The organism is Oceaniglobus roseus, from assembly GCF_002869745.1.
Classification (GTDB): Bacteria; Pseudomonadota; Alphaproteobacteria; order Rhodobacterales; family Rhodobacteraceae; genus Oceaniglobus; species Oceaniglobus roseus.
On record NZ_PNOS01000029.1, the window covers coordinates 1 to 23461 of the forward strand.

Genomic DNA, 23461 nt, shown 5'->3' on the forward strand with positions numbered 1-23461 from the left:
GCCCGGACCGGGGCAGGAGCCCGGCGCGCAGTCGCTTCCCGCCCCGGTCGACGCCGACCCTGCCGCCCCCGCCGTGGCCGCGGCCCCCGATCCGCGCCCGCGCGGCGCGGTGCCGGGCGATTCCGAGAGGCCCGGACGTCCGTCGGCCCCGCAGGCCGCGCGGGTCATGGTCAGCGGTCCCGAGGGGGTACAGGTGCTCCAGGATCCCGGTCCAGCCCCCGATGCGCAGCAGCAGGTGATGATCGACTCCATCGGCTATGACAGCGCGGGGGCGGTGGTGCTGGCGGGGCGTGGCCGGGCCGACCGGCACGTGCGCGTCTACCTCGACAACCGCGCGATCCTGACCGCGCCGATCGCCGAGGACGGCCAGTGGCGCGCCGACCTGCCGCGGATCGACACCCGGGTCTATGACCTCAGGATCGACGAGGTGGACGCGGCGGGCACCGTCACCTCGCGGGCCGAGACGCCGTTCCGCCCCGAGAGCCCCGAGGCACTGGCCGCCCTGCCGCAGGACGAAACCGGCGCTCCGGTGACGCTGGTCACGGTGCAGCCGGGTTTCACCCTCTGGCGGATCGCGCGCGAGAACTACGGCGAGGGGATCCTCTATGTCCGGGTGTTCGAGGCCAACTCCGACAAGATCCGCGATCCGGACCTGATCTATCCCGGCCAGATCTTCACTGTCCCGACCCCCTGACCGGCGCGCGCCGCCGCTCTGGTCATTCCCGGGCGTGCCGCATACCCTTCGTCACCCTTCCCCCCTGACGGAGTCGCCCATGGCCCCCCGCTCTCCTGCCGTCCCCGCAACGCCCGGCGATCCCCCCGAAAGCGCCGGGCTTTCGGTGATCCGGCGGGTCGCGCCCTATCTCTGGCCCGAGGGCCTGGCCTGGGTGAAGCGGCGGGTGGTGCTGGCGCTGGCGATGCTGCTGATCTCGAAGGTCGTGGCCGTCGGAACGCCCTTCTTCTACAAGGCCGCGGTCGATGCGCTGTCGGGCGAGGGAGCGGCGGACGCGGCCTGGACGCTCGGGGCCGGGGCGGTGGGCCTGACCGTGGCCTACGGCATGGCGCGGGCGATGAACATCGGCTTCCAGCAGCTGCGCGACGTGATCTTCGCCAGCGTCGGTCAGCGCGCCCTGCGCCAGCTCGCGCTCGAGACCTTCACCCACATCCACCGCATGTCCATGCGCTATCACATCACCCGCAAGACCGGGGGCCTGTCCCGGATCATCGAGCGGGGGGTGAAGGGGGTGGAGTTCCTGCTGCGCTTCCTCCTGTTCTCCATCGGCCCGCTGCTGCTGGAGTTGCTGATGATCGCCGTCGTGCTCGCCGTGGTGTTCGACATCTGGTATCTCGTCGTCGTCGTCGTCACCATCGCGCTCTACGTCTGGTTCACCTTCGCCGTGACCGAGATGCGGGTGAAGATCCGCCGCGAGATGAACGCCGAGGACACGGACGCCAACCAGAAGGCGATCGACAGCCTGCTGAACTTCGAGACGGTGAAGTATTTCGGCGCCGAGGCGCGGGAGGCCGAGCGCTACGACGGGGCGATGGGCCGCTATGTCGCGGCGGCGCTGAAGACGCAGTATTCGCTGGCGGTGCTGAACTTCGGCCAGGCGCTGCTGATCACCGCGGGGCTGGTCGTGGTGATGGTCATGGCGGCGCGGGGCGTCGCCGCGGGGACGCTGACGGTGGGCGACTTCGTCATGGTCAACGCCTACATGATCCAGATCACGATGCCGCTGAACTTCCTCGGCACGGTCTACCGCGAGATCCGGCAGGCGCTGGTGGACATGGGGCAGATGTTCGGCCTGCTCGAACAGCCTGCCGAGGTGCAGGACAAGCCCGGCGCGCCGCCCCTGCGGGTGGGCGAGGGGGTGGTGAAGCTCGAGGATGTCCACTTCGGCTACGATCCCGCCCGCCCGATCCTGAAGGGGGTGTCGCTGGAGGTGCCGGCGGGGCGGACGGTGGCCATCGTCGGCTCGTCCGGGTCGGGCAAGTCGACCATCGGGCGGCTGCTGTTCCGCTTCTACGACGTGACGGCGGGGCGGCTGACCATCGACGGGCAGGACGTGCGCGACGTGACCCAGGACAGCCTGCACGCCAGCATCGGCGTCGTGCCCCAGGACACGGTGCTGTTCAACGACACGATCCGCTACAACATCGCCTACGGCCGACCCGACGCCACCTTCGCCGAGATCGAGGCGGTGGCCCGCGCCGCCCGGATCCACGACTTCATCGCCGCCCTCCCCGAGGGCTACGACACCGCGGTGGGCGAGCGGGGGCTGAAGCTGTCGGGGGGCGAGAAGCAGCGCGTCGGGATCGCCCGGACCCTGCTGAAGGATCCGCCGATCCTGCTGCTCGACGAGGCGACGAGCGCGCTCGACACCGAGACGGAGGCCGAGATCCAGATCCAGCTGAAGGGCCTCGGGCGCGGACGCACGGTGCTGGTGATCGCCCACCGCCTGTCGACCATCGCCGACGCCGACCAGATCGTGGTGCTGGAGGACGGCGAGATCGTCGAGCGCGGCTCCCACGCCGAACTGCTCGCGCGGCAGGGCCGCTATGCCGCACTCTGGTTCCGCCAGCAGACGGAGGAGGCGGCCTGGGTGCCAGGCCGCCGCCCCGCCGCGGGGGTCAGAGGAAGTCGATCTGCCCGGCCAGTCCCTGCAGGGTGCCGTAGTCGCTGAGGATCAGCCGCCCCTCGGAGCCGAAGTCGAGGACGACGGCGCCGTTGCTCGCCACGAAGGCGTGGTCGGCCACCACCTCGGCCGCGGTCTTCGTGCCGGCCCAGAGCTGCTGGTCCAGCACCAGGCGGTCGGACTCCCCGCCGGTGGTCGTGAAATCGATCACGATGTCGGTGCCCGAGTCGATGGTGAAGATGAACCGGTCGCTGCCCGCCTCGCCGATCAGGATGTCGTCGCCGGCGCCGCCGTTCAGGAAGTCGTTGGCGTCGCCGCCAAGCAGCCGGTCCTCGCCGCCGCCGCCGTTCAGCGTGTCCGATCCGCCGCCGCCGAGGATGTCGTCGTCCCCGTCGCCGCCGTTCGCGCGGTCCTTGCCGCCGTTCAGGACGATCCGGTTGTCCCTGAAGTTGCCGATGATGTCGTCGTCGCCATTGGCGGTGGTAATGCGCTCGATGCTGTTCACCGCGAGAAAGCCGAGGCCGACCTGCTGGAACCCGGTGGACTCCAGCGTGAACTCGACCGCAGCGGTCCCGAGGCGCTGGAAGTTCAGCTCGTCCGTGCCGTTGCCGCCGGAGATCCGTCCGCCGCCGTCGGCGACCATGGTGTCGATGATGAACTTGTCGTCGTCGTTGCCGCCCTGCGTCAGGCCGATGCCCTCGGCGCCGAAGCGGACGATGTCGTTGCCGTTGCCCGTGGAAACGAAGCCGATGTAGCCGTCACCGGAATTGACCACGTCGTTGCCGTCGCGAGTGACGATGCTGTCGACCCCGAGCGAGGTGAAGATCCTGTCGTTGCCGCTGCTTGTGCGGATCGACCCGGCAAAGTCGTTGAGCACCACGATGGCGCGGTTGTCGTCGTAGATCTGGAGCGCCCCGAGATAGCCGTCGGAGGTGATGCGCTGCAGGCCGCCGTCGCCCGAGAGCGTGACCTGCGAGACGCCGCCGGTTCCGAAGTGCAGGGTGTTCCGGCTTTCGTAGGCATAGAAGCTTTCGAGGTTGCCGGACCCGGTGGTGACGTTGTTGACGCTGAAATCGAGCTTCATCAGGAAGACGCGGGAACTGCCCTGGAGGTCGATCGTCGAGGTGCCGCCGTCCATCTGCACCGTCGAGATGCGTCCTCCGTCCGCGAGGGTCAGGCTGCGGTCGCCGTCGCCGCCGAGGCGCACGAGGTCGGAGTTGGTGGCGCCGTAGCTGATGTCATAGTCGTGGCCGAAGCCCCTCAGGACATCGATGCGGGTCCTGGACAGGTCGACGATCGCGTTGTCTCCGAGATCGACGAACTGGATGCGCCTTTCCGCATCCGAATCGAGATCGCGAAGCGTCACGTTCATGGTCGAGTCGCCGGAGAACCGGAGGGTCTGCATGTACCAGTCCGCGCCGACCAGGTTGATCGTCAGGTTGTGGGTGTTGGCGGGGGTGGGTTCGAAGAAGCTGACCCAGCTGGCAAATCCGCCGTCCCAGTTCACCGAGGTACGGTATTGGGGAATGGACAGGTCGGTGACGCCATCGAAGGTGAAGGCCCTGTTGAAAACAGCCATTGTCGGAAATCCTCCTTGCCGGAAATGCGGGATGCGAGAAAAATCGGAAATCGCATGGGTACGGAAACGCTGCGTGAAAGCGTATGGAGCAGGCAAAAACCTGTCAATCGGCCCGAACCTTGGGCCAGAGCGCAACGTCCGGCCATCATGGCGCTGAACAAACGGGCCGCGCTACTCGGCGGCCCGCAGATGCTGCGCGGGATCGTCGGCGGACCCGTCGGGGCGCTCCGCGCCGTCCGCGTCCCCCGTCTCCCACAGGATCTCGGGCGAGCGGACCTTGCGCGCGGCGCGGTTCGTGGCGAGGTCGCGGCGGACGCTGCGGCTTGACAGCGATTTCAGCGCGGCGAGCGAGCGGTAGGCCCCGGCCGAAAGCCAGATCCTGAGCGCCAGCATCGCCGGGGTGAAGATCAGCGTCAGCACCGTCGCGATGCCGAGGCCGAAGACCACCGCCGTCGCCAGCTGCTTCCACCAGAGAGCGGTGGGGCTGTCGATGGAGTATCCGCCGCCGATGAAGTCGAGGCTGAGGCCGAACATCATCGGCGCGAGGCCCGCCATGGTGGTGATCGTGGTCAGGAGCACGGGGCGGATGCGGTCCTCGGCGGTGCGCACGATGGCCTCGATCTTCGGCATGTACTGGGAATATTCCTGGAACGTGTCGATCAGCACGATGTTGTTGTTCACCACGATCCCCGCCAGCGCGACGATCCCCGTGCCGGTCATGATGATCGAGAAGGGCTGGCCCATGACCAGCATCCCGATCAGGCAGCCCGCCGTCGAGAGCACCACGGCCAGCAGAACCAGCACCGCGTTGTAGAAGCTGTTGAACTGCGCGAGCAGGATGATGAACATGAGGCCGAGCGCGCCCGCGAAGGCCTTCATCAGGAAGGCGCCGGATTCGGCCTGTTCCTCCTGGTCGCCGGTCCATTCCCAGGTCACGCCCGGCGGCAGGGGGCGGTCGTCCTCCAGCCATTCCGTCAGCGTCTCGATCCGCTCGTTGGCGTTGATCGGCACCTCGGCGCCGCCGGGGCCCTCCTTCGTCAGGCCGGCGGTGACGTCGGCCTTCACGTCGAAATAGCGCTGCTGGTCCACGCGGTCGATCTGGCCGAGCTTCGGCACCGGTTTCCGCGTGATGAAGTTCGACAGCGGCACCAGCCCCTCGTTGGTGCGCACCTTGAGGGTGTCGAGGGTCGAGAGCACACGGTCCTCCTCGGGCAGGCGCACGCGGATCTCGATCTCCTCGTCCGAGCTTGGCACCCGCATGGTGTCGAGCAGGATGCCCCGCGTCACCAGCTGCACCATGCCGCCCACGGTCTGAACGTCCGCGCCATAGCGGCCGGCCTTCTCGACATCGACGTCGATCTGCCAGTCGATGCCGGGCAGGGGGCGCGTGTCCTCGATGTCGGTCAGGCCTTCCGTCGCCTCGAACTTCGCGCGGGCGGTGGCGGCGGCCTCCTGCAGCGCGGCGAAGTCGTCGCCCTTCAGCCGCAGGTGCACCGGCTTGCCCTGGGCGGGGCCCTGGGCAAGGTTCAGGATCTCGGTGCGGATGCCGGGGATCTTGTCGAGCCGCGCCTGGAGGTCGGCCAGCACCGCGTCGCCGTCGAGTTCCGCCAGCGTCACCTCCTCGGGGTGGCTCCGGGCATAGGCGGGGCGGTCGTCCCACGGGATCAGCTCGATCTGGACCTGGCCGATGGCGTCGAGCGGGCCCTGGGCGCCGCCGGTGTTCGAGTTCAGCCCGCCTGCGCCCGCGAAGGCGAAGGCGCTGTCGATGCCCTTGGTGGTGAGGACGACATCCTCGACCTCGCGCAGGATCGCGTCCTTCTCGGCGAGCGAGAGGTTGCCGCGGGCGCGGACATAGACGATGGCCTGCTCGGGCTCGCTTTCCACGAAGAATTCGACGCCGTTGTTGTGCTGGCCGAAGTACCCGAAGGTCGCGACGACGAAGCCGACGACGGCGGCGATGGCGACGAGCGGCATCACCGGGTTGCCCGCGATGGCCTTGGTGAACCAGCCGAACAGCGTCCGGCGGCGTCCCGCGCGGATGCGCCTCGGCGTCCTGTGGATCGCCACCGCGCCGAGGGTGATCGTCGTCAGGATGCAGCCCGCGATGAAGAGGAGGCCGCCGGGGAGGATCCGCAGCGCCGGGGGCAGGGGATTGCCCGCCGGGAACAGGTAGTCGGGGTTCAGCATCTGCATCGCCGCGACGAAGACCAGCAGCGCCGACGGAACGACCAGCACGGCGCGCACGAACCACCAGGGCAGGAGCCTGCGCAGCCCGTCGGAGGTGTTGCCGAACATCCGGCTCATCCGGCCCGCGACGCCGCCCATCACGGGGAGGTAGACCAGCGCCACCACCAGCGAGGCCGAGAGCACGAAGATCAGCGTGACCGGCAGCATCCCCATGAACTCGCCCGGCACGCCCGGCCAGAACAGCATCGGCAGGAAGGCGCAGAGGGTCGTCGCAGTGGAGGACACGATGGGCCAGAACATCCGCTTGGCCGCCTCGACGAAGGCGGTCATGGGGCCGGCACCCTCCTCGATCCGCTTGTCGGCGTATTCGACGACGACGATGGCGCCGTCCACCAGCATCCCCACGGCCAGGATCAGGCCGAACATCACGATGTTGCTGATCGTGATTCCCATCATCCCGAGCAACAGGAAGCAGAGCAGGAACGAGGTCGGGATCGCGAAGCCGACCAGCAGGGCCGAGCGGATGCCGAGCGAGCCGAGCACGACGATCATCACCAGCGCCACGGCGGTCAGCACGGACCCTTCCAGCTGCTGCACCATCGACTTCACCTGCCGCGATTGGTCGTTCGAGGTGCCGACTCGGATCGCCTGTCGCAGGTCCTCGGGCCAGTCGGCCTGCGCCTTCTCCACCTCCTCGCGCACCAGCGCCGCCGTGTCGATCAGGTTGAAGCCCTTGCGCTTGACCACCTGCAGTGCGACCGTCTTCTCGCCGTTGAAGCGGGCGGTGCCCTGGCGGTCCTCGAAGGTCAGGCGGATGTCGGCAAGTTCGCCCAGCGTCACCACGCGGTCGCCCTCGGTCTTGATCGGCAGGGCGTAGATGTCCTGCTGGTCGTCGAAGGACGAGGGGATCTTGACCGCGAAGGCGCCCTGGTCGCTCGTCACCTTGTCGGCGGCGATCAGCAGGTTGTTGTTCTGCACCACGCCGATCAGCTCGTTCGCGGTGACGTTGTAGGCCTCGAGCCTGAGCGGGTCGATCACCACCTCGAGCATCTCGTCGCGGTCCCCGGAAAGCCCCGCCTCCAGCACCGGCTCGAGCCCCTCGAGACGGTCCTGAAGATCCTTGGCGACGCGCAGCAGCGTACGCTCGGGCAGGTTGCCGGTGAGGTTGACGATGATGATCGGGAATTCCGAGAAGTTGATCTCGGAGATCGTGTATTTCTCCGCCCCGGCGGGAAACTTCGCCTCGACCGTGTTCATCCGGTCGCGCACGTCGGCCAGGATCTTGGTCTTGTCCCAGCCGAACTCGAACTCCATCGCGACGCCGGCATAGTTCTCCGAGGCGGTGCCCGACAGCTTCTTCAGCCCGTCGAGGTCGGAAAGCTCGGTCTCCATCGGCTTGACCAGCAGCTTCTCGCTGTCCTCGGCGCTGATGCCGGGGAAGGGGACGGAAACGAAGAGCGCGGGGATCTCGATGTCGGGCTCGCCCTCCTTCGGCAGCGAGACATAGGCCAGCCCCCCCGCCATCAGGGAGAGCAGGATGAAGGCGATGACCATGCGGGCGCGCGCGGCGGCCCAGTCGACGATGCCGATCATTGGCCCGCATCCTTCCAGGTGACGGCCAGAGGCACGCCGTCGCTGACGTATTCCTGCCCAGTGACGATCACCGCCACCTCGTCGGGCAGCCCCGCAAGCCAGACCCCCTCGGGCGTGTCGCGCACCACGCTGACGGAGGCGAAGCGGGCGACCTCGCCCTCGGCCACGACCCGCACGCCAAGGTCGCCCTCGTCGTTCAGGGTCAGGGCGGACTGGGGCAGGAGATGCGCGGTGCGTCCCTCGGCGGCGATCATGATCTCGACGGTCTGGCCGTCGCGGATCGCGAGGTCGGCGTTGGCGACGTCGATCTCGGTGCGGAAGGTGCGGGTTGCGGGATCGGAGGCGCGGCTGAGGAAGGTCACGCGCCCCTGCACCTCGCGCCCCGTGGCGAGCCTCGCGCCCGCGGGCGCGCCGACCTGCACGCGGTCGACCTGCACCTCGGGGACGTAGCCGACCAGCTTGATCGGGTCGAGCTGGAGGATCGTGGCGCAGAGCGCGCCGGGCTGCATCAGGGTGCCGAGCTCGGCCGTGTCGGTTTCCAGCAGCCCCGCGAAGGGGGCGTGGATCTTCAGCTTCTCGATCTCGCGCGTCGCGGCGGCGACGGCGGCGGTGGCGGACTGCACCCCCGAGGCCGCGGATTCCATCCCCGACTTCGCCGCCTGAAGCGCGGCGCGGGCGGATTCCACGGCCGCCTCGGTCGCGGCGACGCGGGTCTGCGAGGCGAAGCCGCCCTGCGACAGCTTCGAGGCCGCGTTGTCGTTTATCTCGGCCTCGTTCAGCCGCGCCTCGGCCTCGGCCACACGCGCCTCGGCCTCGGGGCCGCGGGCCTTCGCCTCGCTCAGCCGCGCCTCGGCCTCGGCCAGCTGCGCCTCGCGGGTGCCGGGGTCGAGTTCGCACAGAAGCTGGCCCTCGTTCACGAAGGCGCCCTTGCGCAGCGGCGGCGAGACGATGCGCCCCGTGGTCTCGGCCGCGACCGAGACCTGGCGCGCCGCCTCGGTCCGGCCGCGCAGCAGCACGGCGCTGTCGATGTCTCGGGCACGGGACTTCAGGGCGACGACGGAGACGCGGTGCTCCCCTTCCGTCTCCTCCGCCTCGGCCGCCGCGGACGCGGGCGCGTCCTGCCCGGCGAAGGCCAGCAGGGTCGGGCGCTCGAACACCAGCAGGTAGAGAACGCCGGCAACCAGCAGGGCGATCAGGACGGAGAACAAGCGCATGGCGGCCTCGGGGCAGAAGGGCGGCGGTTCGGACGGTCGGCGGAGCCGGGTCTGGACGGGGATACGCTGAACCGACCGGTTCAGATTAAACATTTACGCGACGTCCGGCAAGGTGCCGAATCCGCGGCCTTCGTCCCACGGTCTAGTGCCCTTGGCAATCGCGGCGCCCTCGGGGTATGAGGGGCCCGCAGACAGGAGGCCACGCGTGAGCAACAGCGACAGTTTCATCGACGAAGTCAACGAGGAGGTCCGGCGCGACCGGCTCTTCACGATGATCCGCCGCTATGGCTGGATCGCGGTCGCGGCCGTGGTCCTGCTGGTGGGGGCCGCCGCCTGGCGCGAGTGGTCGATCGCGCAGGAGGCGGCGCGGGCCCAGGCCTTCGGCGACAGCCTGAACGCGGCACTGGAGAACAACGATGCCGCCGCCCGCTCCGAGGCGCTGGCGGCGATCGAGCCCGCCAATCCCTCGCAGGAAGCGGTGATCGCGATGTACGAGGCCGATGCGGGCCCCGGTGAGACCCCCGCGCCCGACGTCGCCAAGCTGGAACAGCTGGCCGCCCAGGAGAACCTGCCGCAGGTCTACCGCGACCTCGCCGCGCTGAAGGCGGTGATGGCGGCGGGCGACACGCTGGAGCCCGACGCGAAGATCCAGCGGCTGGAGCCGCTCACCACCCCCGGCGCGCCTTACCGGCTGCTCGCGCTCGAGCAGACGGCGCTGGCCGAACTCGCCAAGGGCGAGAAGGATGCGGCGCTGGCGCGACTGAAGGGGATTCTGGCCGAGGATCAGGTCAGCGAAGGCTTGCGCCGCCGGGCGTCTCAGTTGATTGTGGCCCTGGGCGGGACGCTGGACGCAACCTGAGACAGGGCGCGGCGGAAACGGGGCAGGGAGAGACCTGGACATGCGCAAACTGAAACCGGTTCTGGCGGTCGGCTCGGCCCTTGCGCTGCTCGTCTCCTGTGGCGAGCCCGAGGTGATCCTGACCGGCGAGCGGCTGGACCTGCGCGCCGACCTGAGCGCCCCGACCGATGACACGGCCGGTGACGCCGCCGACGCCTCCCGCGCGATCGGCCTGCCCGCGCCGCGGGTGAATGCCGGCTGGACCCAGAAGGCCGGCGGGCCGGATCACGACAGCGGCCATCTTGCGCTCGGCGCGACGCCGCGGCGGATCTGGAGCGCCCCGATCGGCGAGGGCAACGACCGCCGCCACCGGATCGGCGCCGATCCCGTGGTCGCCGACGGGCGGATCTTCGCCGTCGACAGCCGCGCCCGCGTCACCGCCCACGGCCTGAACGGCGCGCCGATCTGGTCGGTCGACCTGACGCCGCCCGCCGACGATCCGGGCGACGCCTCGGGCGCGGGGCTGGCGGTGGCGGGCAGCACGCTGTTCGTGACGACGGGCTTCGGCGACCTCGTGGCGCTGGACGCCGCAACGGGGCGCGAGATCTGGACGCAGGAGCTCGACGCGTCGCCCACCGGCGCGCCGACGGTGATCGACGGGCTGGTCTATGTCGCAAGCCGCGACGCCACCGGCTGGGCCGTCGACGCGGGCAACGGCCGGGTGCGCTGGACGCTCTCGGCCCTGCCGAGCCCGGTGGGCGTCGCGGGGGGCGCGGCCCCGGCGGTGAACGACCGGCTGGCCGTCTTCCCCTTCGCCAGCGGCGAACTGGCGGGCGCGCTGCGCGAGGGCGGCACGAAGATCTGGACCGGCAACGTCGCCGGAACGCGGCCCGGCAAGGTCTATGCCCGGATCACCGACATCAGCGGCGATCCCGTCATCGCGGGCGACCGGGTCTATGCCGGCTCGGCCTCGGGCCGCATCGCCGCGTTCGACCTGGCGGGCGGCACGCAGGTCTGGTCCGCGACCGAGGGCGCGGTGAGCCCCGTGGTCGTCGCCGGCGGCTCGGTCTTCGCCGTCACCGACCTTGGCGAACTGGTGCGACTCGACGCCGAGACGGGCGCCCGCGTCTGGGGCACGCCCCTGCCGTATTACGTCCGCCCGCAGGCACGCAAGCGTCAGGCGGTCGTGGGCAACTTCGGCCCCGTGCTGGCGGGCGGTCGGCTGTGGGTGGCCTCTGGCGACGGCCAGCTGCGCGCCTTCAGCCCCGAGACCGGGCTGCTGGTGTCGTCGGTCGACATGCCCGGCGGCGCGGCCAGCAACCCCGTGGTGGCGGGCCAGACCCTTTACGTCGTGACGCAGGACGGGCAGCTTCACGCTTTCCGTTAGCGCCGATTGGGTGTAAGGCGCGGTTTTCCGTCAGCTCCGTGAGGGCCCCATGAGCTTTCCCCTGGCCATCGTCGGACGGCCCAACGTGGGCAAGTCCACCCTGTTCAACCGCCTCGTCGGCAAGCGGCTGGCGCTGGTCGACGACCAGCCCGGCGTCACCCGCGACCTGCGCGAGGGCGAGGCGCGCCTGGGCGATCTGCGCTTCACCGTGATCGACTCGGCGGGGCTGGAAGAGGCGACGGATGACAGCCTTCAGGGCCGGATGCGCAAGCTGACCGAGCGGGCGGTCGAGATGGCGGACGTCTGCCTGTTCCTGATCGACGCGAGGGCCGGGGTGCTGCCCGCCGACGAGGTCTTTGCCGACATCCTGCGGAAGAAGAACTCTCACGTCATCCTTGCCGCCAACAAGGCCGAGGGGCGGGCGGCCGATGGCGGCGTGATCGAGGCCTATTCGCTTGGCCTGGGCGAGCCGATCCGGCTTTCGGCCGAGCATGGGGAGGGGCTGAACGACCTCTACCAGCAGCTCCGTCCGCTGGCCGACGGGTTCGAGGCGGCGCTGGAGGAGGTGACAGAGGCGCCGATGATGGACGTCGACGTGGACGAGGAGGGCCGGTCCGACGCGCCCCGCGTGCCGACCCGCGCACGCCCCCTGCAGGTGGCGATCGTGGGGCGGCCGAACGCGGGGAAGTCCACTCTGGTCAACCAGTTCCTCGGCGAGGAGCGGATGCTGACGGGACCCGAGGCGGGGATCACGCGGGATGCGATCTCGGTCAACATGGAGTGGCCGGGGCCCGACGGGCCGGTGCCGGTGCGCCTGTTCGACACCGCGGGGATGCGCAAGAAGGCCAAGGTGCAGGAGAAGCTCGAGAAGCTGTCGGTGTCCGACGGGCTTCGGGCGGTGAAGTTCGCCGAGGTGGTGGTGGTGCTGCTGGACGTGGCGGTGCCGTTCGAGCAGCAGGATCTGAGGATCGCCGACCTGGCCGAGCGCGAGGGGCGCGCGGTGGTCGTGGCGGTCAACAAGTGGGACCTGGAAGACGACAAGTCGAACAAGATCCGCGACCTGCGCGAAGCCTTCGAGCGGCTTCTGCCGCAGCTGAAGGGGGCGCCGCTGGTGACCGTCTCGGCGAAGACGGGGCGTGGGCTGGACCGCTTGCAGGAGGCGGTGATCCGGGCGCACGAGGTCTGGAACCGGCGCGTCACCACGGCGCAGCTGAACCGCTGGCTTGCGGGAATGATGGAGGCGCATCCGCCCCCCGCGCCGGGCGGGCGGCGGATCAAGCTGCGCTACATGACCCAGGCGAAGACGCGGCCGCCCGGCTTCGTCGTCATGTGTTCTTACCCCGACAAGATGCCCGCGAGCTATTCCCGCTATCTCGTCAACGGGTTGCGGGCCGATTTCGACATGCCGGGCACGCCGATCCGGCTGTGGTTCCGCGGCCAGGGGGACGACAACCCCTACCGCAACCGGACGAAATCGACGCCGTCGCGGCTGAGGAAGCACCTCGGCAAGGGGCGCGCGGACGAGGTCTGAGGGCGCCTGCGACTGCCGCACAGGGACGGGAGAGCCGGGCTTCGGCCCGGCGCCACCTCGGTGGCCTGACTTGCGGTAGGGCCGTTTGACCTATGCCGAACGGGCTGCGCCGCTTCGCGCAAGGGCGCCCTTCAGGGTCAGTCCGGCGATCAGCGCCGCACCCGCCAGGGCCAGCAGCACCAGCGCGATGTCGCTGCCGAGGTTCTGCACCGCGACCGCCACCAGCGCCCAGGTCACCGCCGCGCCATAGGCCAGGCCCGGGCGCAGGCGCAGCACAAGGGCGGCGGAGGCCAGAGCGGCGAGAAGACAGACCCAGGCCGCGACCGGCCCCGACACAAGACCCCAGCCCGCCAGCGTGAGCCCGAGCGACACGAAGCTCGCCGCCGTGAGCCAGCCGGTGTAGAGCCCCACCGGCGCCTCGGCCCACCAGCGGTCGGCACGGGGCGCGCGGAGGTAGGCGGCCAGCGCCGAGGCCAGCATCACGAAGATCATCACCGTCGCCGCCAGCGGGTTGACCAGCGCCACCGGCAGCCATGCGGCGCCGACGGCAAGCGAGACGGTCAGCGGCAGGCGCATCTCGTCCCAGGCCGGAACCTCGCGCCGCTTCCAGAGGCCGAAGACCGCATGGGCGATCAGCCAGAGATAGATCGGCCCCCAGATCGCGAAGGCATAGCCCGCGGGTTGCACCGGCGGGTCGGTCTGCGGGATCGGGAAGCGGTCGGGGTCGAAGCCGCCGAACTCGGGGTTCAGGAACGGCGAGACGGCGAAGGCCAGCGTGACGACGAGAAGCAGGATCGGTTTCATCCCCTTGGTGTAGCGTGGCCGGGCGATGGCCGGAAGGGGCGGCGTCAAACGGGCTGTCGCTACACCCGGAGCGGTCTGCCAACAGGTCTTGGCGGCGCGCGCCGAAGACGGCATGGTGCCCGCCACCGCAACCGCAACCGCTACCGCAACGGGGCCGCTTCGTGCTGGATCGACTGAGAGAACTCTACGAGGCCGACACGCCGCGGGCGGTGCGGTTCCGCTATGGGCTTCTGGCCTTCGACATCGTGACGGTCATCTTCGTCATCGTCACCTCGTTCTTCCCGCGCACCCGCGTCGTGGAAGTCGCCGACATCGTGTTCGGCGTGCTGATCCTGGCCGACTTCCTGATCCGCTTCGCCCTGGAGCGGCGCAAGGCGCGGTCGCTGATGACGCTTTCGGTCTGGGCCGACATCGCCGCCGTGCTTTCGTTTCTCCTGCCCGTGGCGGGCGAGGGGTTCGGCTTCCTCAGGGTGCTGCGCACGCTCAGGCTCCTGCACACCTACCAGCTGCTCGCCCGGCTCCGGCAGGACTTCCGCTATTTCCGCGAGAACGAGGACATTGTGCTCGCCTGCCTGAACCTCGGGGTGTTCCTGTTCATCATGACCGGGCTGATCTATGCCTCGCAGGGGCGGAGCAATCCCGACATCTCGAACTATGCCGACGCGCTCTATTTCACCGTCACGACGCTGACCACGACGGGGTTCGGCGACATCATCCTGACCGGCACCTGGGGGCGGATGCTGTCGGTGGCGGTGATGATCTTCGGGGTCACGCTGTTCCTGCGGCTGTTGCAGGTGCTGTTCCGCCCCTCGAAGGTGCGGGAGGAGTGTCAGGTCTGCGGGCTGGTGCTGCACGACGCTGACGCGGTGCACTGCAAGCATTGCGGCACCACGATCCACATCACCACGGAAGGAAGCGTCTGACGCCCTCAGGCGAGAATGCCCTCGGCCGTCACCCGCGTCCGGCCGCCAAGATAGGGATGCAGCGCCTCGGGCAGCTCGACCGAGCCGTCCTGCTGCTGGCCGTTCTCCAGCACCGCGATCAGCGTGCGCCCCACGGCAAGGCCCGAGCCGTTCAGCGTGTGCACGAACTCGGGCTTGCCGCCCGCGCTCGGCCTGAAGCGGGCATTCATGCGGCGGGCCTGGAAGGCGCCGGTGTTGGAGACCGAGCTGATCTCGCGATAGGTGTCCTGCCCGGGCAGCCAGACTTCAAGGTCGTGGGTGCGCCGCGCGCCGAATCCCGTGTCGCCTTCGCAGAGCAGCATCACGCGGTAGGGCAGGCCGAGGCGTTCCAGCACCGCCTTCGCGCAGTCCGTCATCCGCCGGTGTTCGGCTTCGGACTGGTCGGGGTGGGTGATGCTGACCATCTCGACCTTCTCGAACTGGTGCTGGCGCAGCATCCCCGCCGTATCCTTGCCCGCGCTGCCGGCCTCCGAGCGGAAGCAGAGCGAATGGGCGGTCAGGCGGATCGGCAGCTCGGCTTCCTCCAGCGTGCTTTCGCGGACGGAGTTGGTGAGGGTGACTTCCGAGGTCGGGATCAGCCACCAGCCGTTGGTGGTCTGATAGCTGTCCTCGGCGAACTTCGGCAGCTGGTTGGTGCCGTACATCGCCTCCTCGCGCACCAGCACGGGGGCGTTGGTTTCGCTGAGCCCGTGTTCCGCGGTGTGCAGGTCCAGCATGAACTGCGCGAGGGCGCGGTGCAGGCGGGCCATGGCGCCGCGCAGCACGACGAAACGCGCGCCCGAAAGCTTGCCCGCGGTGGCGAAGTCGAGGCCCTGCGCCGCGGGCAGCTGGTAGTGCTCCAGCGGCTTGAAGTCGAAGCTGCGGGGCGTGCCCCAGCGGTGGATTTCCTTGTTCTCCGTGTCGTCGCGGCCCGCAGGCACCGCGTCGTCCAGCACGTTCGGCAGGGTCAGAAGCAGGTCGGTCAGCTCCTGGTCCAGACCCTTCGCCTCGGTCTCCATCCGCGCGACCTCGGCCTTCTTGGCGGCGACGAGGGCGCGCAGCTCCTCGAACTTCGCCTCGTCGCCCGCGGCCTTGGCGGCGCCGACCTGCTTGGACGCCGCGTTCTGCTCGGCCTTCGCCGTCTCGGCGGCATGGATCGCGGCGCGGCGGGCCTCGTCGATCTTCAGCACCTTGTCGGAGACACCCGACAGGCCCCGGCGCGCCATGGCGGCGTCGAAGGCTTGGGGGTCGTCGCGCAGGGTGCGGATGTCGTGCATGGTGGCCTCTCTCGGTTCGCTCTGGGCCATATGCCGGAAAGCGGTCCGAAATTGAAGCCGCAAAAGCGGGCGAGGGCGGGGCCGCTACTTCTTCTTCGGCTTGCCCTTCGCGCCCATCTTGCGGGCCTGCGCGGCTGCGGCGCGGATCTCTTCGGCGATCTCCTCGGCCTCGTCGGGGTCGAAGTCGAGCGGCAGGTCCACGCCGTCGCCCTCGACATAGATCCTGACCATGCCGAGCGTCGTCGGCCCGATTTGCAGGTTCGCCGCGACGTCGCTTTCCTTGTCGATTCCCATGGGGGCCTCCGTTCCAGACAGCTTGGCCTATCCCTGCGATTGCAGGCTGGCAAGCAGGGAACGCTTGACTTCGGCAAGCTTTCCGGTCCCATGGACGGGGCAGGGCGGGAGGCAGGACCATGGACGAGATCGACCGGATGCGGCGGTTCAACCGCTTCTACACGCGCCACCTCGGGCTTCTCGACCGCCAGTACCTCGGCAGCGGCGCGACCCTGTCGGAAGTGCGGCTGCTGCACGACCTCGAAGACGGCGGCACGGCGCGGGACCTGGCGCGGGACCTGGGGCTTGACGAGGGCTATGTCAGCCGGGTCCTGGCGCGGTTCCGCGCGCAGGGGCTGGTCGCGCGGGAGGCGGACCCGAAGGACCGGCGGCGGCAACGCCTGCGGCTCAGCGCGGCGGGGCAGGCGCGGCTTGCCGGGCTGAAGGCGCAGGCGCGGGCCGCGGCGGAGCAGGCGGTGGCGCATCTGGACGGCGCGGGCCGGGCCGAGCTGGTGGCGGCCATGGCGCGGGTCGAGGCGCTCCTGTCGCAGGAGCCGGAAGAGGTGCGGCTGCGGGATCTGGAGCCGGGGGACGCGGGCTGGATCGTGGCGCGGCACGGGGCGCTCTATGCCCGCGACGAGGGGTTCGATTCGAGCTTCGAGGCGCTGGTGGCCGAGATCGTCGCGGCCTTCCTGCGCAGCCACGATCCGGGCACCGAGCGGGGATGGATCGCAGTGCGCGGCGACCGGCGGCTCGGCTCGATCTTCTGCGTCCGGTCGGGGGTGCCCGGCGTCGCCAAGCTGCGGCTGTTCCTGCTGGAGCCCGAGGCCCGGGGGCTGGGGCTGGGGCGGCGGATGCTGCACGCCTGCATGGCGTTCGCGCGCGCGGCGGGATACGCGCGGATGTCGCTCTGGACCCACGAAAGCCACCGGGCGGCCTGCGCGCTCTATGCCCGCGAGGGCTTCACCATGACCGACAGCCGCCCGGCGCGGTCCTTCGGGCAGGACGTGGTCGAGCAGAACTGGGAGATCGGATTGTGAGAGGTGGTGCCGGAGGCGATTTTCGCGCCCGGAGCCTCTTGCAATGCGGCGTCGGTCTTTGTATCTGGAGGGCCGTGCCGCCTTAGCTCAGTTGGTTAGAGCGCCTGATTGTGGATCAGGAGGTCCCTGGTTCGAGACCAGGAGGTGGTACCACCCCTTTTTTCCGCAGGTCCGGCCCTAGCGCTCCAGCAGCAGGCGGTTGTTCGCGATCTCGATTCGCCCGAACCGCTGGAGATAGCTCATCCCGAGAAGCGAGCCGTCCATCTCGCCGCCGTTGACCGAGGCGAGCACGTTGCGGTCCGCCATCCCGCCGAGGGTGACGCTGTCCAGCCGCACCTGCGCGATGGGCACCACGCCGTTCGCCGTCCGGGCCTGTCCGAGATAGGCGAGGCGGTCGAGGGCGATGCCGACGCGGCGGGCGTCCCGCGCGCTCAGCACCATGTCCGAGGCGCCGGTGTCCACCACGAAGTCCACCGGCACGCCGTTGATCCCGAGCCGAAGATAGTAGTGGCCGTCGACCGCGCGCGGCACCTCGATCGTGCCGGTCCCCTCGATGAAGCTCTGGCGCGGCATCACGTCGTCGCGCACGTCCTGCCAGAGCCCCGCGGCGGCGATGGCGCCGACGAAGATCAGCCCCCAGAGCAGGGCCTGCCGCGCCGTCTGGCCCAGGTTCTGCCGGTTCGCGGCGATGAAATAGCCGCCGATCACCGCGCCGAGGAGGACGAGGTAGATCAGGCGGGGAAGGTCGTTGCTGTCCATGGTCCGGAAGTGGGGACTCGGGGCGCGAAATGCCAGAGGATCAGGGCATCAGCGCGCGCACGCCATCGACCACGAACTGCACCGAAAGCGCGGCCAGCAGCATCCCGAGAAGCCGCGTGACCACGTTGATGCCGACATCGCCGAGCGCATGTTCCAGAAGGCCCGAGGCGAGGAACAGCGCCCAGGTCAGCAGCAGCACGGCGAACAGGACAAGATGGATCAGCAGGATCGCCGTCCAGTCGCCGTCGGTCTGGCCGGTAAGCAGGATCATCGTCGCGATGGCACCGGGGCCGGCGATCAGCGGCGTGGCGAGGGGAAAGACCGAGGGATCGTCGGTGTGGCTGTCGGCCTGTCCCTGTCGACGCTGGGTGCGGCGTTCGAACAGCATGTCGAGGGCGGTGAGGAACAGCAGGATGCCGCCCGCGATGCGGAAGGCGGGCATGGAGATGCCCGCGAAGCCCAGCACCGCCTCGCCGAAGAGGCCGAAGAGGGTCAGCAGCGCGGCGCCGATGACCAGCGCGCGAAGGCCGATGGCCTGGCGGTGGGCCGGGTCCATCCCTGCGGTCAGGGCGACGAACAGCGGGGCAAGGCCGACCGGGTCGATCACCACGAACAGGGTGACGAAGGAGGTGATGTAGAAAGCGAGGTCCATCGTCTAACCTTCCGAGTTTATGGCGACTTCCGCTTCGTTCTCGAATGCCGCCGGGAGGGTGCGGCTTCCGGGCCGTACCGCAGCAGCCGTGCCGGGGCGGTGGTCGTCTCCGCTCCGGCCTGGTGCGGCGCAGCTTGAAGGGTCTTCGTGTCCCGCGCGAAGATGGTTGCGCAAAGCGTTGGTATCGCTTATAATATCGGCATCACGCCGGGGCGCCTTCCAGTTTCTCCAGCGCGGTCATCCACAGGGCCTCGGCGCGTTCGGTCGCCTCCATCACCTCGGCGTACTTCTTGTTCCAGGTCTCCAGCTCGCCCACCCGAGTGTCCTCGTAGAGCGCGGGATCGGCAAGCTTGGCGGCCAGCTTGTCGCGCATCTCGGACAGCTTCTCGACCCGGGCCTCGCATTTGCGGACCTCGGCGCGCAGGGCCATCAGCTCCTCGCGGGTATGTTCCTTGCGCTTCGGTTCCGGCTTCGCCTCCTCCTTCTTCGCCTTCTGGGCGGGGGTGTCGGCGGAGAGCAGCATCCGGCGATAGGCCTCCAGATCGTCCTCGTAGGGGGCCACGCGGCCGTCCCTCACCAGCCACAGCCGGTCGGCGACGAGCGACAGCAGGTGCATGTCGTGGGAGACGAGGATCACGGCGCCCGAATAGGCGGTCAGCGCCTCGACCAGCGCCTCGCGCGATTCCATGTCGAGGTGGTTCGTCGGCTCGTCGAGAATCAGCATGTGCGGCGCGTCGAGCGTGGCGAGCAGCAGCGACAGCCGCGCCTTCTGCCCGCCCGAAAGGCGGCCGACCACGGTTTCGGCCTGCGCGGCGGCCAGCCCGAACCCGGCGAGGCGGGCGCGGTGCTTGCCCGGCAGTTCGGCGGGGCGCAGGCGGCGGAGGTGATCGAGCGGCGTCTCCTCTGCCCGGAGCTCGTCGAGCTGGTGCTGGGCGAAATAGCCGATCCTGAGCTTGCTCGACTGGGTGAGCGAGCCCGCCATGCGTTCGAGCTTGCCCGCGAGCAGCTTCGAGAGCGTCGACTTGCCCTCGCCGTTGCGCCCCAGGAGCGCGATCCGGTCGTCCTGGTCGATCCTGAGGTTCAGCTTCGACAGGACGGGCTTGCCGTCATAGCCGACCTGCCCGCCCTCGATGGCGACGATGGGCGGCGACAGTTCCTCGGGCTCGGGGAAGGTGAAGGCGCGAAGGGCGGCTTCCTGGGGCGTCGAGATGGTTTCCAGCTTCTCGATCATCTTGATCCGGCTCTGCGCCTGCTTGGCCTTGCTGGCCTTGGCGCGGAAGCGGTCGACGAAGCTTTGCAGGTGGGCGCGGCGCGCCTCGGTCTTGCGGCCCTGCGCCTCGGCCACGGCCAGGCGGGCGGCGCGGGTGCGGGCGAAGGCGTCGTAGTTGCCCGCGTAGAGGGTCAGCTTGCGGTCTTCGAGGTGCAGGATGTGGTTCACGGCGCGGTTCAGCAGGCCCCGGTCGTGGGAGATGACCAGCACCGAATGGGGATACCTGCCGAGGTAGCTTTCGAGCCAGAGCGCGCCTTCGAGGTCGAGATAGTTCGTCGGCTCGTCGAGCAGCAGCAGGTCGGGCGCCGCGAAGAGGACCGCGGCGAGGGCCACGCGCATCCGCCAGCCGCCGGAGAAGGCGGAGCAGGGCATCAGCTGTTCGGCGTGGGTGAAGCCGAGGCCGCGCAGGATGCTGGCGGCGCGGGCTTCGGCGGACCAGGCGTCGATGTCGGCGAGGCGGGTCTGGATCTCGGCGATGCGGGTGCCGTCGGTGGCGGTCTCGGATTCCGCCAGCAGCGACGCGCGTTCGGTGTCGGCGGCCAGCACGGTGTCGATCAGCGACACCTCGCTGCCGGGCACCTCCTGCGCGACGCCGCCGATGCGGGCCTTGGCGGGCACGCGGATGTCGCCGCCTTCCAGCACGAGCTGCCCGCGGATCAGGTTGAAGAGCGTCGTCTTGCCGGTGCCGTTCCGCCCGACGATGCCGACCTTGTGGCCCGCGGGAATCTGGGCGCTGGCCCCTTCGAACAGGGGACGGCCTTCGACGGAATAGGTGATGTTCTCGATGCTGAGCATGGGCGCGGTGTGCGTCAGGCGGGGCTGTCTGTCAACGCGGGTTTGCGGCGCTCACCCGGGCGGAGTCTCGGGCGGCGTCTCGGGCGGGATCGTGCCGGTCCATTCGGTTTCGATCCGGACGGTCACGGTGTCGCTGACGCCGAACTGCGTGCCCACCGGCGGCACGCCCTGGCCCATCCCGAAGGCCGAGCGCAGGAACGTCCCCGTCGCCGAGAAGCCGAGGCGGGGGCCGGGTTCATAGGGGGGGCCGGGCCAGGCGCCGTTGAAGGTGGCGTGGAGCGTCACGGGCTGTTCGGTGCCGCGGAAGGTCAGCAGGCCCTCGATCGTCGCGGCCTCGCCGTCGGGGATGATCGCGGTTGAGCGATAGGTGATCTCGGGGTGGGCTTCGGCATCCAGCCAGTCGGGGCCGAGCAGCATCTCGCGGAAGCCTTCGGGCGGCTTCGGGATGTCGAGGGAGCCGGTGGAGATGGTGACGGAAAGCTGCGCCTCCTGCGGCGCGGCGGTGTCGAGTTCCAGCGTGCCCGCTATCTCGTCGAAGGTCGCGGTGAAGCGGGAAAAGCCGAGGTGGTCGAGCGAGAACACGACGGTGCTGTGCGCGGGGTCGAGCGTGTAGGTCTGCGCCGGGTACCCGGGCGCGCCCTGCGCGGCGGCGTGGCTGGCAAGGAGGGCGGCGGCAAGGGGGAGGAGGCGCATGGCGGGCTCGCTTCGGACATGGGTCGGGTGCGACCTTAGCGGCCGTTCGCGCCCGCGCAACGAAACCTTCGCGGTCGGCGAGATGGCGCCGGGGGCAGGGGGGCGAGGGAACGGCCGTGGCCGTGGCCCGCGCCCGGTCCTGTGCCCTTCCTTTCACCGACTCCCCATGCTAGCAGGGCGCGCAAATTGCGGGCGGGCATAGGGTCCGCCCAGAGCGAGAAAGAGGATTTCCATGGCCACCGAGCGCACGCTGTCGATCATCAAGCCCGACGCCACCCGCCGCAACCTGACCGGCAAGATCAACGCCAAGTTCGAGGATGCGGGCCTCCGGATCATCGCGCAGAAGCGGATCCACCTGACGAAGGCGCAGGCCGGCAAGTTCTATGCCGTCCACTCGGAGCGTCCGTTCTACGACGAGCTGTGCGAGTTCATGGCGAGCGAGCCGGTCGTCGTGCAGGTGCTGGAGGGCGAGGGCGCCATCAGCAAGAACCGCGAAGTGATGGGCGCGACCAACCCCGCCGATGCCGCGCCGGGCACGATCCGCGCCGAGTTCGCCGAATCGGTCGGCGAGAACTCTGTCCACGGTTCGGACGCGCCGGAGACGGCGGCCGAAGAGATCTCGTTCTTCTTCTCGGGTCTCGAACTGGTCGGCTGAGCCGGTCCGACATGACATCGCCTTCGGCCCCGCGGGGCCGGGGCGTTCAGGCCTTGCGGGCAGCCATGGCGAGCCCCGCGACGGGCTTGAAGAACTCGGTGCGCAGCGCATCGCGCAACAGCGCCTCGACCGAGGCGAACCCGGTCTTCTGCAGAACCTCCCTGAGGTAGGGTTCGGAGTGGCTGATCCGCCCCGAGGGCGTGACGGCATAGCCGTCGCCCTGCTGTTTCTCCTCCACCGTGAACACGAACCGCCCGCCCGGGTTCAGCACGTCGAAGATGTTGGTGAACGTCCGGGTGAGGTCGGGGATGTAGACCAGCACGTCGGCGCAGACGACAAGGTCGAAGGTGCCCTGCGGATAGGTCTCGGCCGCGGCGAGATCGGTGCGGGTCAGCAGGTCGTAGCTGTTCTTTGCGCGGCATTTCTCAAGCATCCCGATGGACAGGTCGTTGCCGTGCAGCAGCTTCGCGTAGGGCCGCAGGAACGGCGCGCAGAGCCCGGTGCCGCAGCCCGCGTCGAGCACGTCGAGACGGACATCGGCGGGCAGGGCGATCTCCTTCAGGATGCGGTCGATCATGGCCGGGCCGTTGTTCTGGATCGCGGCGAGGTTCTGGTCGTAGGTCTCGGCGAAGCCGTCGAACAGCATCACGGCATCGGCGCGCTGCGAGTCGGGATCGGTGCGGCCGTGCAGGGCGTCGTCGATGCGCCGCAACACGCGCCTGTCGCGGTCGTCGCGCACCGCCGCGCGGGCGCGGTCGACGAGGCGCAGGGCGTCCTCGTGGCGGCCGAATGTGGCGAGCATCTTGATGATGCCGCCGAGGAACACCACCGGGTCGGACGATGCGGCCAGCACCGGCTCGACATCGAAGCCGCCCGGCGGATAGGCGTCGGTGCGCAGCGTCGCCATGTAGCAGAAGCGCAGGGCGTCGGGGTCGGCGGGCGTGCGGGCCAGCGCGGCCGTCCCGAGTTCGACCGCCCGCGCGCCAAGCCCGAGCTCGAGGCAGATCGCCGCGACCTCGCGCAGCGCCTCGACGTTGTCGCCGTGATCCCGCAGGGTCTTGTCGGCGACCTGCAGAAGCCCCGCGCGCACCTGGTCGGCGATGCCGTCCTGTCCGAGCTCGCGCAGCAGCTGTTCGATCTTGATGCCCATGGGCACGGGGACGTCCGGCGACCTGAGCGCGGCGATGCAGGCTTCGGTGGCGGCGGACGTGTCGCCGTTCCGGGCCAGCGCCCGGGCGCGCGCCACGTGGGCAGCGCAGCTTGTCGGCGCGGGCGTCTCGGCGGTTTCGGCAGGCTCGGTCATGGGCGCTCCTCCGCGGGCGGTGGTTGCCGTAAGG

Annotated in this window: 19 protein-coding genes and 1 tRNA gene; 9 read left to right on the plus strand and 11 right to left on the minus strand. The window is 69.7% G+C overall.

What is annotated here, in order from left to right:
* The coding region (locus tag A7B20_RS14250) for a LysM peptidoglycan-binding domain-containing protein (protein ID WP_157937691.1) at positions 1 to 694 on the plus strand (694 nt) is incomplete at its 5' end.
* Between the two features lie 79 nt (positions 695 to 773).
* Positions 774 to 2684: an ABCB family ABC transporter ATP-binding protein/permease gene (locus A7B20_RS14255; protein WP_102109258.1), complete on the plus strand. Its 1911-nt coding sequence runs from the start codon at positions 774 to 776 to the stop codon at positions 2682 to 2684.
* Here the strand turns inward: A7B20_RS14255 and A7B20_RS14260 are convergent.
* From A7B20_RS14260 to A7B20_RS14270, 3 genes are all read right to left on the minus strand, one after another.
* On the minus strand, positions 2632 to 4215 hold the full coding sequence (locus tag A7B20_RS14260) for a calcium-binding protein (RefSeq protein ID WP_102109259.1): 1584 nt from the start codon (positions 4213 to 4215) through the stop codon (positions 2632 to 2634). The genes A7B20_RS14255 and A7B20_RS14260 overlap by 53 nt on opposite strands.
* A 171-nt stretch (positions 4216 to 4386) precedes the next feature.
* Positions 4387 to 7995, minus strand: coding sequence for an efflux RND transporter permease subunit (locus A7B20_RS14265; RefSeq protein WP_102109260.1), 3609 nt, complete (start codon positions 7993 to 7995; stop codon positions 4387 to 4389).
* Positions 7992 to 9209, minus strand: coding sequence for an efflux RND transporter periplasmic adaptor subunit (locus A7B20_RS14270; protein WP_102109261.1), 1218 nt, complete (start codon positions 9207 to 9209; stop codon positions 7992 to 7994). Before A7B20_RS14270 ends, A7B20_RS14265 begins: the two co-directional genes overlap by 4 nt.
* Before the next feature lie 205 nt (positions 9210 to 9414).
* Between A7B20_RS14270 and A7B20_RS14275 the strand changes: the two genes are divergently transcribed.
* Genes A7B20_RS14275 through der form a run of 3 tightly spaced genes read left to right on the plus strand, consistent with a single transcriptional unit; the run spans position 9415 to position 12965 of the window.
* Positions 9415 to 10068, plus strand: a complete 654-nt coding sequence (locus A7B20_RS14275) for a hypothetical protein (RefSeq protein WP_102109262.1) — start codon at positions 9415 to 9417, stop codon at positions 10066 to 10068.
* Positions 10069 to 10108: 40 nt separating this feature from the next.
* Entirely contained in the window at positions 10109 to 11434 is a 1326-nt protein-coding gene (locus A7B20_RS14280) for an outer membrane protein assembly factor BamB family protein (protein ID WP_102109263.1), read from the plus strand.
* Positions 11435 to 11483: 49 nt separating this feature from the next.
* Positions 11484 to 12965, plus strand: a complete 1482-nt coding sequence (gene der, locus A7B20_RS14285; RefSeq protein WP_102109264.1) for a ribosome biogenesis GTPase Der — start codon at positions 11484 to 11486, stop codon at positions 12963 to 12965.
* A 90-nt stretch (positions 12966 to 13055) separates the two neighbouring features.
* Here der and A7B20_RS14290 read toward each other — a convergent pair whose 3' ends face one another.
* On the minus strand, positions 13056 to 13769 hold the full coding sequence (locus A7B20_RS14290; protein ID WP_102109265.1) for a hypothetical protein: 714 nt from the start codon (positions 13767 to 13769) through the stop codon (positions 13056 to 13058).
* Positions 13770 to 13930: 161 nt separating this feature from the next.
* On the opposite strand from A7B20_RS14290, the gene A7B20_RS14295 reads away from it, so the two are divergent.
* Positions 13931 to 14692: a potassium channel family protein gene (locus A7B20_RS14295; protein WP_102109266.1), complete on the plus strand. Its 762-nt coding sequence runs from the start codon at positions 13931 to 13933 to the stop codon at positions 14690 to 14692.
* 5 nt (positions 14693 to 14697) lie between these two features.
* On the opposite strand, the gene serS is transcribed toward A7B20_RS14295, so the two are convergent.
* Together serS and A7B20_RS14305 are read right to left on the minus strand one after the other, a co-directional pair.
* Positions 14698 to 15987 carry a serine--tRNA ligase gene (gene serS, locus A7B20_RS14300; protein ID WP_102109267.1) on the minus strand — a complete coding sequence of 430 codons (1290 nt, stop codon included), beginning with the start codon at positions 15985 to 15987 and terminating at the stop codon, positions 14698 to 14700.
* A gap of 84 nt (positions 15988 to 16071) precedes the next feature.
* Positions 16072 to 16281: a DUF6324 family protein gene (locus A7B20_RS14305; protein WP_102109268.1), complete on the minus strand. Its 210-nt coding sequence runs from the start codon at positions 16279 to 16281 to the stop codon at positions 16072 to 16074.
* Between the two features lie 119 nt (positions 16282 to 16400).
* Between A7B20_RS14305 and A7B20_RS21780 the strand changes: the two genes are divergently transcribed.
* Both A7B20_RS21780 and A7B20_RS14315 read left to right on the plus strand, forming a co-directional pair.
* Positions 16401 to 17300, plus strand: a complete 900-nt coding sequence (locus tag A7B20_RS21780; protein WP_102109269.1) for a GNAT family N-acetyltransferase — start codon at positions 16401 to 16403, stop codon at positions 17298 to 17300.
* A gap of 76 nt (positions 17301 to 17376) precedes the next feature.
* Positions 17377 to 17453, plus strand: a tRNA-His gene (locus A7B20_RS14315).
* 24 nt (positions 17454 to 17477) lie between these two features.
* On the opposite strand, the gene A7B20_RS14320 is transcribed toward A7B20_RS14315, so the two are convergent.
* The 4 genes from A7B20_RS14320 to A7B20_RS14335 all read right to left on the minus strand — a co-directional run bounded on the left by A7B20_RS14320 (position 17478) and on the right by A7B20_RS14335 (position 21469).
* Positions 17478 to 18059, minus strand: coding sequence for a retropepsin-like aspartic protease family protein (locus A7B20_RS14320; protein WP_102109270.1), 582 nt, complete (start codon positions 18057 to 18059; stop codon positions 17478 to 17480).
* 40 nt (positions 18060 to 18099) lie between these two features.
* On the minus strand, positions 18100 to 18711 hold the full coding sequence (locus A7B20_RS14325; RefSeq protein ID WP_102109271.1) for a MarC family protein: 612 nt from the start codon (positions 18709 to 18711) through the stop codon (positions 18100 to 18102).
* A gap of 202 nt (positions 18712 to 18913) precedes the next feature.
* Entirely contained in the window at positions 18914 to 20776 is a 1863-nt protein-coding gene (locus A7B20_RS14330; RefSeq protein WP_102109272.1) for an ABC-F family ATP-binding cassette domain-containing protein, read from the minus strand.
* A gap of 51 nt (positions 20777 to 20827) precedes the next feature.
* Positions 20828 to 21469, minus strand: coding sequence for a YceI family protein (locus A7B20_RS14335; protein WP_102109273.1), 642 nt, complete (start codon positions 21467 to 21469; stop codon positions 20828 to 20830).
* 232 nt (positions 21470 to 21701) lie between these two features.
* Here A7B20_RS14335 and ndk point away from each other — a divergent pair, with 232 nt between their 5' ends.
* Complete coding sequence (gene ndk / locus A7B20_RS14340; protein WP_102109274.1) at positions 21702 to 22124, plus strand: nucleoside-diphosphate kinase; 423 nt, start codon at positions 21702 to 21704, stop codon at positions 22122 to 22124.
* Positions 22125 to 22170: 46 nt separating this feature from the next.
* Here the strand turns inward: ndk and A7B20_RS14345 are convergent, their stop codons facing one another.
* Entirely contained in the window at positions 22171 to 23427 is a 1257-nt protein-coding gene (locus tag A7B20_RS14345) for a class I SAM-dependent DNA methyltransferase (protein ID WP_157937692.1), read from the minus strand.
* Positions 23428 to 23461: the final 34 nt, after the last annotated feature.